Origin of the sequence: Aureibaculum sp. 2308TA14-22 (genome assembly GCF_040538665.1) — a bacterium.
In the GTDB taxonomy this organism is placed as follows: Bacteria; Bacteroidota; Bacteroidia; order Flavobacteriales; family Flavobacteriaceae; genus Aureibaculum.
Genome location: NZ_JBEWXT010000001.1, coordinates 3,374,902 through 3,387,150 on the forward strand (window position 1 = coordinate 3,374,902; position 12,249 = coordinate 3,387,150).

Genomic DNA, 12,249 nt, shown 5'->3' on the forward strand with positions numbered 1-12,249 from the left:
CTTCGCTCTGAATGACAGTTTCAAATTTGTCATTCCGAGGTACGAGGAATCTGTTTGATTGTAATTTACTTCTCTTTAAACATCAAACTAAACACATACCCAAACACAAAACAGGAAGTCAACCCAAAAAAGGCATACATTAAGAAGTTAATGTCAGTATAATTGCTGATGTAGAAAATGGTAATTGCACTTAAAACCAGACCTATCATTGTCCCTTTGGCATTGGCTTTTTTGGTAAGCATGCCTAACAGAAACATTCCACCTAGTCCACCTGTAAAGAGTCCGAGGAATTTATAGAACTGATCCCAAAGTGATTTAATGTCGGAACTTGCCATCCACAATGCTAAAATCATTCCTATTATACCTGTGGATATGGTTGCGATTCTTGCGATTTTTAATAATTGTTTATCAGCTACTTTTGGTCTAAAATGCTTATGAAAATCATTACAATAAGCAGTTGAAACGGAGTTAAGACTACTACTGATACTGGACATGGCTGCTGAGAAAATTCCAGCAACTAATAATCCTGAAACGCCAATGGGTAATTCTCTTACAATATACCATGGAAAAATAGAATCATTATTTGAAATAGCAGGAGAAAGTTTATTTGGCATTTCAGTGTAAAAAATAAATAGTAGGGTGCCTATTCCAAAAAAGATAATGGATGCTGGTAAGGTCAGCACTGCATTTGTATATAACGTTTTTTGAGAATCTTTTACATCTGTACTTGTCAAATAGCGTTGCACTATAGTTTGATCGGTACCTTGGGTAACCAAAGCAGAAGCCAATCCACCAATGAGGACGACCCAAAAGGTGGTATCCGTAAAGTTAAAATCAAAATTGTCCATATTGAACTTGTTATTCTCAGAAGCAAAAGTCACCATTTCGCTAAAGGGCATTTCGGTGTGCGTTAATATCCATATTACGGCTAAAACACTTCCACCAAGTAGTACAATTACTTGTAACACATCTGTCCAAATTACGGCTTCTATCCCACCAAAAGTGGTATAGAGAATACACAAAACACCCATTATCATGATACTGGTATCCACGGGAATACCGGTTACGATTGAAATGGCCAATGAGGGTAATAATAGTACGATTCCGATTCTACCTAATTGAAATAAAATAAACGATAAACTACCAAAAGCTCTGGCGGCATAATTAAAACGGTCTTCAAGATATTCGTAAGCAGTTTGAATTTTCAATTTATTAAAAAACGGAATAAATACAAGGGCGATAACTGGAGTTATCAAAATAGCAGACATATTTAACATAAAATAAGACCAATCTGTTAAAAATGCCTTTGCCGGAATAGCCATAAACGTAATGGCACTCAATAAAGTCCCAAAAACACTAAGCCCTGCGGCCCACCATGGGATACGGCCGCCACCCACAAAATAATCATCCGTTGATTTTTGCTTACTTGCAAAATAAACACCAATTAATAAAGAAATTAAAAGATAAGCTGCCAAAACGATATAATTTACCAAACCAAAAGGTTCTGCAGCATCGGCAACGATGTATTGTTGCACTTTAGGAGTTCTCATACCCGGAGCAACCTCTCCCGAGACTATGGTAAAACCGTCTTTGGTTGAAAACGCAAGAGCGGTTACGGGTATCTTGGATTCTAGAGTTTCATCGACAAACCATTGTTTAGTTACTGTGTTATAGGCTAAAATATCTTTTGAAAACCCAGGATGATTATTTAGGGTTTCGTTTCTCTCTGTAATGATTTTATTTGCGATAGAATCATGGGGCTTAGAGGCTAATTGTAACCCATAATTTTCTAATTTGTCAAACAAAACTTCGTCTGACCCACCATAAACCAGAATATGCATAGAACCTAAAGCTTCCGTTGAAGCACCCATCAATACACTGGGTTTGCCATCAATTAAAATATCACCTTCTTCTTGCCAAGTTTGTTTGTTAAGGTCGTACGAAATATAAGAACTCAGTGCTTCAGATTTCTTACCAGCAGTCTCATTTCTACCTCCAAGTACGAATATTTTTTTAGAATCTCCTGTATTTTGAACAATTGAAGTATGTACCGCCCGGGCCGGGCCGGGAAAATTGTCTAATTTTTCCCAATTTTTGGGGTTTTTCAAGTCCAAACGGTAAAACGAGTTGGTACTTTTTTTAGGATTTCTACCACCAATAACATAGACATAATCTTCAAAAATTTCGGCAGTTGCAAAAGCAAGTGGTTGCGGTAAAAATGGGTATTCTGTAATGTTTACTTTTTTACTCTCTTTGTCATAAGAAAGTAATAACACGTTATCGGTATTTCCTGATTCGTTATTACCACCAATGCTTAAAATGCCTTTTTCAGTAGATACTGAAGCGGAATAACCTAATGGAATAGGCAATTTAGTATCGGAAAGTTGCCATTTCCCATCATCAAGAACATAAATATTCTTGGTCCAAACTTTTTTACCGCCTTTCCATGGTAATGCCTCGGGAAAGTTAGCACCTCCAGCAGCAATAATAACATCATTTTGCAAACCACCCAACATACCTGCATAACCCAAAGAGACATCACTGCCTTGCTCTGCTGGTAAATCTTGTAAATCGGTTATTGTAATTTTAGGAAGTTCTTGCCCAGAAACCAAAACAACGAACAAAAAAGAAAGAATTATTGCTGCTATTTTTTTTAGTCTCATGTTTTGCAGGTTAAAGGAGATGCGAAGATACTAAAATTTGTATTATGTACTACATATCACATCTTTTTTGGAAGGATATAATTTTTTAAAAATCAAAAAGGTAAAATCACTTTCTATTTTTATACAGATTGATATAATGATTATCCAATGTTTCAGAATCTTTATACTTGGTTCTTGTGTCTTTCAATTTTTGTTTCATTTCTGCAATTTCATCAGCATACTCTTTATTATTGATAAGGTTATTCATTTCTTGTGGGTCTTTTTTACGGTCGTAAAATTCCCAAACATCTATATCGTGGTAAAAGTGAATGATTTTGTATTCCTTGGTCGCTATTCCGTAATGTCGTTTTACCGTATGCTCACCAGGATATTCGTAATAATGGTAGTACACAGCATCTCTATCCCATTTTTCTTTTTCTCCTGTCAACAATGGGACAAGACTTTTACCCTGCATATCTTTGGGGGCATTTACACCAGCAATTTCAAGGAAAGTTTGAGCAAAATCTAAGTTTTGTACCATTTCCTCTTCGGTTGTGCCTGCAGTAATTTTGTTTGGCCACTTAATCAATAAAGGTGTTTTAAACGATTCGTTGTACATAAACCGCTTATCAAACCATCCGTGTTCACCTAAATAAAAACCTTGATCGGAAGTATAAACAACAATGGTGTTTTCAGCTAATTTTTCTTTATCTAAATAATCCAATACTCTCCCCACATTATCATCAACGGAGGCAATGGTACCCAAATAATCTTGCAGGTAACGTTGGTATTTCCACTCCATTAATTGTTTATCATCCATAGTAGGATAACGTTTTTCAAACTCATCAATAATAGGGTTGTAAACACTATCCCAATTTTCCCTTTGTTCTGGTGTCATTCGTCTAGTTTCTGACCTTGCCAAGCCCTTGAAGATCCCCATTCTTTTTAAAACTTCCTTATCTACCTTATTGTCGTAAGATAAATGCATGTGCTTTAAAATGCTCATTTCTGCGGTGCTTGCAGCAACTCTGTCTGCATAATCATCAAAAAGTGTTTCTGGTAATGGAAAGGTTTTTTTGGTAAACTCTTTATAGTGTTTTTCATCAGGATACCATGCTCTGTGTGGTGCTTTATGCAAATACATTAAGAGAAAAGGTTTGTCTTTTACTCTCCTGTTTTGTAACCAATCTAAGGCTAAGTCAGTGGTAATATCAGTAACGTAGCCAGTTATTGTAGTATCACCTTGTTGAGTAATAAACCTTGGGTTGTAATAACTACCCTGCCCAGGCAAGATTTTAAACTCATCAAAGCCCTTGGGATTGTTACCAAAATGCAATTTACCGAACATTACTGTCTGATAGCCTGCATTTTGAAGCAGTTGCGGAAAAGTTACATTGGTAGTATCAAATTTGCTGATATTATCAATTTTACCGTTCAAATGACTGTGTTTTCCCGTAAGGATGACCGCTCGTGAAGGTGCACAGATGGAATTGGTAACGGTGGCATTGTTAAAAAGTATACCTTCATTGGCAATTCGATCTATATTCGGGGTCTGTATCAATTTATCAGAATATGCACTTATGGCCTGATAAGCGTGATCATCAGACATGATAAAGACAATATTTGGCTTGGGCTGTTCATCTGTTTTTGGTTTATTGTTTTTCTGCTGTTTGCTACAGGAAGAAACAAAAAGAATTAAAATTAAAATGAATATTACTTTTCTCATGAGATAAATTTAACTTTAAAAATATAAGATTTCCTTAAATAATCATATAAGTATTTGTAAAATCTGCAAAAAACAAGACAAATCACTAAAAAAATTTGTTTTTTTAAATTTTAAGTATAGCTTTGTCTTTTCAATTTGTAAAAAATGAAATTAAATAACACTTGGCAAGCTTATTTTTACTTCTTTTATTTTTATAAGATGAAGCGAGGCTTTGTAAGTGTTTTTAAACAATAATATGTAAACACAATCATATAGAAGCCTCGTTAATTCGAGGCTTTTTTTATGAACTGATTTAAAAATGAATATAGCAATTCAAGGTATAATGGGTTCGTTCCACCATATTGTGGCACATCAGTATTTTGGTGAGAACATTACTTTAAAGGAATGTCTGTCTTTTGATGAAATGCCACAAATGCTCAATGACAACAGGGTAGATGGTGCAGTAATGGCGATTGAAAATACCTTAGCAGGGTCAATTTTATCTAATTATGCATTGATTAACGAATTCGATTTAAAAATTCAAGGCGAGGTTCATTTGCCTATTCATCATAATTTAATGGGGTTGAAAGGTCAGTCTTTACAGGATATAAAAGAAGTTTGGTCGCATCCAATGGCAATATTGCAGTGTAGAAAATTCTTTAGAGCTTACCCGCACATAAAATTAGTAGAAGAAACAGATACTGCAGAAGTTGCCAAACAAATTAATGATAAAAAACTGAAAGGAATTGCTGCCATTGCTAGCAAAAAGGCAGCAGAAATTTATAATTTAAATATTATAGAAAGCGAAATACAAACCAGAAAGCAGAACTATACCCGATTTTTTATTTTGAAGAAAAGTAACGGAAATATTACAAGACCGAGTAAAGTGAACAAAGCCTCATTGCGTTTTATAACACACCATGAAACAGGAAGTTTATCAGACGTTTTACGTATTTTTGCGGACTTCAATATGAATTTATCCAAAATACAGTCACTACCTATTATTGATAACCCTTGGAATTATGCCTTTTTTGCAGATGTGGTATTTGATGATTATGATCAGTTTCAAAAAGCAATTGAAACGGTAAATGGAAAAGTAAGTGAGTTAAAAATTTTAGGAGAATACGAACAAAGTAAACGTAAACATGCCAACTAAAGCTAATAGATTAAATAGCGTTCAAGAGTATTACTTCTCTAAAAAATTAAGAGAGGTTCGTCAGCTAAAAGCAGAAGGAAAGCCTATAATCAATATTGGTATTGGCAGTCCGGATTTAGATCCGCCAATTACGGTGAGCAGGGCTATGCAAAATGCTTTGGAGCAAAATAATATACATGGTTACCAGAGTTACCAAGGTTTACCTGAATTTAGGACTTCAATTGCTGATTTTTATAATAAATATTACGGTGTTGAAATAAATCCTGAAAATGAAATTTTGCCTTTAATGGGTTCAAAAGAAGGAATAATGCATATTTCAATGGCTTTTTTAAATGCTGGGGATCAAGTTTTGATTCCCAATCCTGGTTATCCTACTTACACCTCCGTAACTAATTTGTTGGAGGCTGAACCTGTTTATTATGATTTGAATGATGATACCAATTGGTATCCAGATACAGCGGAATTAGAAAAACACGACTTGTCAAAAGTAAAATTAATGTGGGTTAATTATCCACATATGCCAACGGGTAAAAATCCAACTAAAAAGTTATATGAAGATTTAGTAGCTTTTGCTGAGAAACATGGTATTTTATTAATTAATGATAATCCATATAGTTTTGTTTTAAATGATAATCCGCTAAGTATTTTAAGCGTAAAAGGGGCTAAAAAAGTTGCCTTAGAACTAAATTCATTGAGCAAAACCTTTAATATGGCAGGGTGGCGAGTGGGAATGTTATTAGGATCTGCTGAAAATATTACTACAGTTTTGCAAGTAAAAAGCAATATGGATTCTGGCATGTTTTACGGAATTCAGCAAGGAGCTATTGCAGCCTTGCAATCTGATCAAAGTTGGTTTGCTAACTTAAATTTGATTTATGAAAAACGTCGAAACGTAGCTTGGCAGATTGCAGATGCTCTAGGTTGTACTTATGATAAAAATGCTTCCGGGTTATTTGTTTGGGCTAAATTACCTATTGGATTAACAGCAGAGCAAACGGCAGATGATTTATTATATACATATGACGTGTTTTTAGCACCGGGAACAATTTTTGGCTCTAATGGTGAAGGTTATATTAGATTGTCACTTTGTGTATCGGAAGAAATACTAACTCAAGTTTTACAACGAATTTTAACTAAAAGCGTATAATGGAAAAAATAGTTGTAATCGGTTTAGGGTTAATTGGAGGTTCAATGGCAATTGACTTAAAGAAAAAAGGCAATCGACATATTATTGGCATAGATAAGAATGAGAATCACACCCAAAAAGCATTAGAATTGGGTATTATTGATGTTATTGGAACTGAAAATGATATTGCTACAGCCGATATTGTTATTGTTGCCGTTCCTGCGGATGCTATTCCAACAGTAACCAAATCAGTTTTGGACGGAATTAATGAAAATACATTGGTTTTTGATGTTGGCTCGGTAAAGGAACAAGTTTGTAATCAGACAAAAAACCATCCTAATCGAAAAAATTATGTAGCCGTTCATCCTATAGCAGGTACGGAATTTTCAGGACCTGAAGCTGCTTTTAGCGGTTTGTTTACCAAAAAAATCAATATTATTTGTGATAAAGAAGCCTCCGACAAGAAAACATTAGATAAAGCATTACAAATCTTTGATGAATTACAAATGCGAATTACTTTTATGAATGCCGATGAACACGACAAACATATTGCTTATGTTTCGCATTTATCACATATCAGTGCTTTTATGCTTGGGAAAACGGTCTTAGAAATTGAGCCTAACGAAAAAAATATTTTTAATATGGCAGGTAGTGGATTTAGATCTACTGTACGTTTGGCAAAAAGTTCTCCAGCAATGTGGACACCTATTTTTCTGCAGAACAAAGAAAACGTACTAAAATCTCTAAATGAGTATATAAAGAACCTAGAAACCTTTAAAAATAAGATTGAAAAAGGCTCAAATGAAGAAGTTTATACTATTATGGAGAATACCAACAGGATAAAAAACATACTAGATGGTATTGTTAAGTAGATAAGTATTTAATAATCAATAGATAATAAAAATAAATAATAACAATAGAATACATATTAGTATTTAATAGCAAATAGAAAAAAATGGAAACAACAGACTTTTCAACATGGTTAAAAAAGATGGAATTGAGCCATCCTTTAGTAATTGCCGGTCCATGTAGTGCAGAAACTGAAGAACAAGTGCTAAAAATAGCACATCAATTAAAAGAAACAGATGCCACAGTTTTTAGAGCAGGTATCTGGAAACCCAGAACAAGGCCTGGAAATTTTGAAGGTAATGGTGTAAAAGCATTACCTTGGATATCCAAGGTTAAAGAGGAAACAGGAATGTTAACTACTGTTGAGGTTGCCAATGCTGAACATGCCAAATTAGCATTAGAATTTGATATTGATATTATTTGGATTGGAGCCAGAACTACTGTTAACCCATTTGCGGTTCAAGAGATTGCTGATGCTTTACAGGGTACTGACAAAATTGTGTTGGTAAAAAACCCAATTAACCCTGATTTGGCCTTATGGATTGGTGCTATTGAGCGTTTACATGCTATGGGCATTAAAAATTTAGGAGCCATCCATCGTGGTTTCTCATCTTTTAAAAAGACTAAGTATAGAAACATTCCACAATGGCAAATTCCAATTGATTTAAAAAATAGATTCCCAACATTACCTATTATTTGTGATCCTTCACATATTTGTGGTGAACGTGACGGTATTTTTGATGTATGCCAGAAGGCTTTAGATTTAAAATTTGAAGGATTAATGATTGAAACGCATTACGATCCTGACAATGCTTGGAGCGATGCGAAACAACAAATTACGCCAAACAGATTAAAGCAGATTACTGAAGATCTTAAGGTGCGAAAAGATAGAGTTGTAGAAAAGGACTCGCTAAAAAAATTAACTGGACTGCGTGAAGAGATTACCTCATTAGACAAACAACTAATTACTTTATTATCAGAAAGAATGGACGTTGTAGAGAATATTGGGAAAGTAAAAAAAGAGAGTAATGTTGCTATTTTGCAAAGAACCAGATGGCAAGAAGTTATTCAAGGGATGCTAAAAGAAGGAGAACAACACGGATTAAGTGAAGGTTTTGTAGAAAAAATATTCAAATCTATTCATCAGGAATCAATAGCTCATCAAGAAAAAATTGTGAATAGCTAGTATTCAATTTTTGAAATATAATTAACGGATTAAGTCCTATTTTGTTTTCAAAACAAAGTAGGACTTTTTTAATAGTAGCTCTTTTAGTAATTTCATTCAAAGTTTATGAATCGAAAATTACAAATATCAATCTTTTCAATGGTACAATTTTTGATAATTCAAAACCTATGAAATTATACATTCCTCTTTTAATACTTCTGCTGTTGTCTTGCAAAAAAAAGAACACCAATAAAACCCCTTTGGTTTCAGCTATTTCGATTTCTTTACAAGAAAATCTGATAAATCCTGAAGGGAAAACCCTAAAAACTAGATTCAATCCGCCAAAAGGTTATAAAAGGTATTCGCTAGGAAAAAACTCATTTGGGTATTTTCTGCAAAACTATCCATTAAAGGAACACGGTAAAAAAGTGCATCTATTTAATGGAAATTTAAAAAACCGCCAAGATGTACATATTGCTATTTTAGATATGAGCGTAGGTAAACGCGATTTGCAACAATGTGCTGATGCAGCCATGCGTTTGCGAGCAGATTATTTATACGAACAAAAAAAATATGACAGCATCCGTTTCAATTTCACTAACGGATTTGATGCCAAATACAGCAAATGGAGAAACGGACAGCGGATTTCAGTAAAAGGGAACAAAGTAAGCTGGTATAATGGTAATACCAAAACTGACTCTAGAGCTAATTTTGATAAATATTTAACTATGGTCTTTAGTTATGCAGGTACGCTATCATTAGAAAAAGAAATGAAAAAAGTTGCTGTTGAAGAGATGCAGATAGGTGATGTTTTTATACAGGGCGGAAGCCCGGGCCATGCGGTAATTATAGTTGATATAGCTAAAAATGATAAGGGAGAAAAAGTATTTTTATTGGCACAAAGCTATATGCCAGCACAGGAAATCCATGTGCTGAAGAATTTTAATAACACCGATATTTCCCCTTGGTACAATGCTAAAAATCTGGAGCAACTAAAGACTCCAGAGTGGAATTTCAGCAAAAATAATTTGAGGAGGTTTTAACCGCTACAAAAATTTATTTTCCTTTCAGGCAACTATTTCTAAATTCAATACGTCTATATTTATAGAAAACAAAATCATTGAAGATTATTCCATTTTATACCAACGAAAAGCAATTGATTACAAAGGCTGCCTCATCAGATAGGCAAGCACAACAAGCTTTGTATGAAAAGTACGCACCTAAAATGTTGAGTATTTGCAGGCAATATATTAAAGATATGCACTTTGCGGAAGATGTTATGATTAATGGATTTGTAAAAGTTTTTAAGCATTTAAGTTCTTTTAGACATGAAGGTAGTTTTGAAGGTTGGGTACGAAAAATAATGATTAGAGAATCGATATCCTATCTAAGAAAACAACAATTTGTGGTTTACGATGATGACGTTTTTGAACGGAATAATGAATTAAATATATCACAATCTTCTGAACTAGATGTTGCTCACATACAACTGTTAATTGATGCCCTACCTACTGGATATAAAGCTGTTTTTATACTTTATACAGTTGAAGGATACAAGCATCAAGAAATTGCTAAAATGCTTGATATTACAGAAAGCACATCAAAATCGCAATTGTTTAGAGCACGAAAAATGCTTCAAGAAAAATTAAAGCAACAGAAAATTATAGGCTATGGCACCAAATAAATTTGAACAACATATAAAAGATGCACTAGAGAAGCGGGAAATTAAACCTAATCTCACTGCTTGGGATAAAATTTCCGAAAAACTGGATACACCGCAAAAATCTAAAAAAAACAACTATTTATGGTTAGGAATTGCCGCTTGTTTTGCGGGACTGCTTATTATTTCTACAATTTACTTCAATTATGATAAAACTGATACTAATGCTACTGATACTATTGTTGACACTAATAAAGATAGTACAGAAATAAAAAATGACGAGGCTACTCCATTGCTAGAAAATATAGAGGAGGTACAAATTGTTAATACAACTAGAGATAAACAAGAAAAAATAGAAGTATCGGATAAGCCCGCACAAATAAAGCCTGAAAAATTAAACAATTACCCTCAAAAAGATGAAATTATAGAAGTTGCTACGGTTATTCCGAAATTGGAGGTAGAGTTGCAAAAAGAGAAGGTCAGTACGGAAAAAATAATCCAACAAAAAATTGCTGAGGTAATTGCCAAAGTAAATAAACTAGAACAAAATGATGAAGATGTAACAGATTCAGAGGTTGATTCATTAATTATAAAAGCTCAACAAGAACTATTGCAAAATAAAATATTCCGTCAAAACCAATCAATTGATGCTCTTACTTTACTTTACGAAGTGGAAGACGAATTAAATAAACCACTAAAAGATCAACTTTTCGACTTACTTAAAAAAGGAATATTTGAAACCAAAAATGCTATTGCCGCTAAAGACAATTAAGCCTCAAATATTTTATTAATCATTAAAAAATACCTATTCGCCACAAAAGGTGGTTATAACAAATAAATCAATTTATTATGAAAATTATGATACATGTATTAGTAGCTCTTATCTTATTGAGCGTACAAAGTTTAACTGCTCAAGAAGATTATCAAAAAACTAAAATAGAAGCCTTAAAAGAGCAGAAAGAGCAAGTGATTTTACAAGAAAAAGAGGCATTGAAAATAGAAGTTAAGGCTATCAATAATAAGTTAGAAAAAAAAGAAATAACTGAAGATGAAGCTCAAAGTTTAAAAGAAGAAGTTGCTAAAAAAAGAGCCCTTAATATTGAAAACAGGATAGCTATTATTGACAATAAAATTGCTCTATTAGAAAGAAATGCTGGTAAAGTATTAGTGTTAAGTAAAAGAGATTCTTTACCTCCTGTAAGCGTAGAAATTGGTATTGGAGCAAAAAGCAGAGATAATGATTATGTCTTTGGAATGTTAGTACAAGACAAAAGACCTAAAAAAATAAAATATGATCGTAGAACAAACTCAGACCTGATAATCGCTTTTGGCTTAAATAACGCTTTAATTGATAATCAGTCCTTGGATGAATCTCCATACAAAATAGGTGGAAGCCGTTTTTTTGAAATAGGATGGCAATGGCGGACAAGAGTATTTCAGAACACCAATTTTTTAAGATTTAATTACGGAGTTTCCTTTCAATTTAATGGTTTAAAACCTAAAGACAATAACTATTTTGTAGTAGAAAATGGTCAAACTGAATTACAAGAATTTCAGTATGATTTAAAAAAGGCTAAACTACGAATGGATAATTTGGTTTTCCCTGTTCATTTTGAAATAGGTTCTTCAAAAATTAGAAAAACAGAGCAAAGCATTAGGTATTACACGCACAATAGATTCAAGTTTGGTTTTGGTGGTTATGCAGGGTTTAATTTAGGTACACGACAAAAACTGAAGTATACTGTGGATGGTAATAAGGTAAAAGACAAAATAAAAAGAGAGTACAATACTCCTAATTTTGTTTATGGATTAAGTACATATGCTGGTTTTGGAGATACTATGCTCTATTTGAAATATGATTTAAACCCAATTTTTAAAGATGCTTTAGTAGAGCAGCATAACATATCATTAGGACTTCGTTTTCATTTATAGAATTAATTTGAAAT

At 33.4% G+C, this 12,249-nt stretch carries 10 protein-coding genes; 8 read left to right on the top strand and 2 right to left on the bottom strand.

Annotated elements, in window-relative coordinates; genetic code table 11:
• Positions 1 to 65: 65 nt before the first annotated feature.
• Together U5A88_RS15005 and U5A88_RS15010 are read right to left on the bottom strand one after the other, a co-directional pair.
• Complete coding sequence (locus U5A88_RS15005) at positions 66 to 2,663, bottom strand: sodium:solute symporter family transporter (RefSeq protein ID WP_354207796.1); 2,598 nt, start codon at positions 2,661 to 2,663, stop codon at positions 66 to 68.
• A gap of 106 nt (positions 2,664 to 2,769) precedes the next feature.
• Positions 2,770 to 4,368 carry a sulfatase family protein gene (locus tag U5A88_RS15010; protein ID WP_354207798.1) on the bottom strand — a complete coding sequence of 533 codons (1,599 nt, stop codon included), beginning with the start codon at positions 4,366 to 4,368 and terminating at the stop codon, positions 2,770 to 2,772.
• A 298-nt stretch (positions 4,369 to 4,666) separates the two neighbouring features.
• Here U5A88_RS15010 and U5A88_RS15015 point away from each other — a divergent pair, with 298 nt between their 5' ends.
• From U5A88_RS15015 to U5A88_RS15050, 8 genes are all read left to right on the top strand, one after another.
• Positions 4,667 to 5,503 (top strand): prephenate dehydratase, encoded by an 837-nt coding sequence (locus U5A88_RS15015; protein ID WP_354207800.1) that lies wholly within the window; start codon positions 4,667 to 4,669, stop codon positions 5,501 to 5,503.
• Positions 5,493 to 6,650, top strand: coding sequence for a pyridoxal phosphate-dependent aminotransferase (locus tag U5A88_RS15020; protein WP_354207802.1), 1,158 nt, complete (start codon positions 5,493 to 5,495; stop codon positions 6,648 to 6,650). Before U5A88_RS15015 ends, U5A88_RS15020 begins: the two co-directional genes overlap by 11 nt.
• On the top strand, positions 6,650 to 7,501 hold the full coding sequence (locus U5A88_RS15025; protein ID WP_354207803.1) for a prephenate dehydrogenase: 852 nt from the start codon (positions 6,650 to 6,652) through the stop codon (positions 7,499 to 7,501). The genes U5A88_RS15020 and U5A88_RS15025 overlap by 1 nt, the downstream gene beginning before the upstream one ends.
• A gap of 83 nt (positions 7,502 to 7,584) precedes the next feature.
• Positions 7,585 to 8,664: a bifunctional 3-deoxy-7-phosphoheptulonate synthase/chorismate mutase type II gene (locus tag U5A88_RS15030; protein ID WP_354207805.1), complete on the top strand. Its 1,080-nt coding sequence runs from the start codon at positions 7,585 to 7,587 to the stop codon at positions 8,662 to 8,664.
• Between the two features lie 167 nt (positions 8,665 to 8,831).
• Positions 8,832 to 9,686 carry a DUF4846 domain-containing protein gene (locus U5A88_RS15035; protein ID WP_354207807.1) on the top strand — a complete coding sequence of 285 codons (855 nt, stop codon included), beginning with the start codon at positions 8,832 to 8,834 and terminating at the stop codon, positions 9,684 to 9,686.
• Between the two features lie 77 nt (positions 9,687 to 9,763).
• Positions 9,764 to 10,327, top strand: coding sequence for an RNA polymerase sigma factor (locus U5A88_RS15040; RefSeq protein WP_354207808.1), 564 nt, complete (start codon positions 9,764 to 9,766; stop codon positions 10,325 to 10,327).
• A complete protein-coding gene (locus U5A88_RS15045) occupies positions 10,314 to 11,075 on the top strand; it encodes a hypothetical protein (RefSeq protein ID WP_354207810.1) in 762 nt (253 codons plus the stop codon). The genes U5A88_RS15040 and U5A88_RS15045 overlap by 14 nt, the downstream gene beginning before the upstream one ends.
• 77 nt (positions 11,076 to 11,152) lie before the next feature.
• Complete coding sequence (locus tag U5A88_RS15050) at positions 11,153 to 12,235, top strand: coiled-coil domain-containing protein (protein WP_354207811.1); 1,083 nt, start codon at positions 11,153 to 11,155, stop codon at positions 12,233 to 12,235.
• The last annotated feature ends 14 nt before the right edge of the window (positions 12,236 to 12,249 follow it).

Coding starts and splice junctions, on each gene's coding strand:
- U5A88_RS15005 (WP_354207796.1), bottom strand. CDS start 2,663: ATGAGACTAAAAAAAATAGCAGCAATAATTCTTTCTTTTTTGTTCGTT.
- U5A88_RS15020 (WP_354207802.1), top strand. CDS start 5,493: ATGCCAACTAAAGCTAATAGATTAAATAGCGTTCAAGAGTATTACTTC.
- U5A88_RS15015 (WP_354207800.1), top strand. CDS start 4,667: ATGAATATAGCAATTCAAGGTATAATGGGTTCGTTCCACCATATTGTG.
- U5A88_RS15035 (WP_354207807.1), top strand. CDS start 8,832: ATGAAATTATACATTCCTCTTTTAATACTTCTGCTGTTGTCTTGCAAA.
- U5A88_RS15050 (WP_354207811.1), top strand. CDS start 11,153: ATGAAAATTATGATACATGTATTAGTAGCTCTTATCTTATTGAGCGTA.
- U5A88_RS15010 (WP_354207798.1), bottom strand. CDS start 4,368: ATGAGAAAAGTAATATTCATTTTAATTTTAATTCTTTTTGTTTCTTCC.
- U5A88_RS15030 (WP_354207805.1), top strand. CDS start 7,585: ATGGAAACAACAGACTTTTCAACATGGTTAAAAAAGATGGAATTGAGC.
- U5A88_RS15045 (WP_354207810.1), top strand. CDS start 10,314: ATGGCACCAAATAAATTTGAACAACATATAAAAGATGCACTAGAGAAG.
- U5A88_RS15025 (WP_354207803.1), top strand. CDS start 6,650: ATGGAAAAAATAGTTGTAATCGGTTTAGGGTTAATTGGAGGTTCAATG.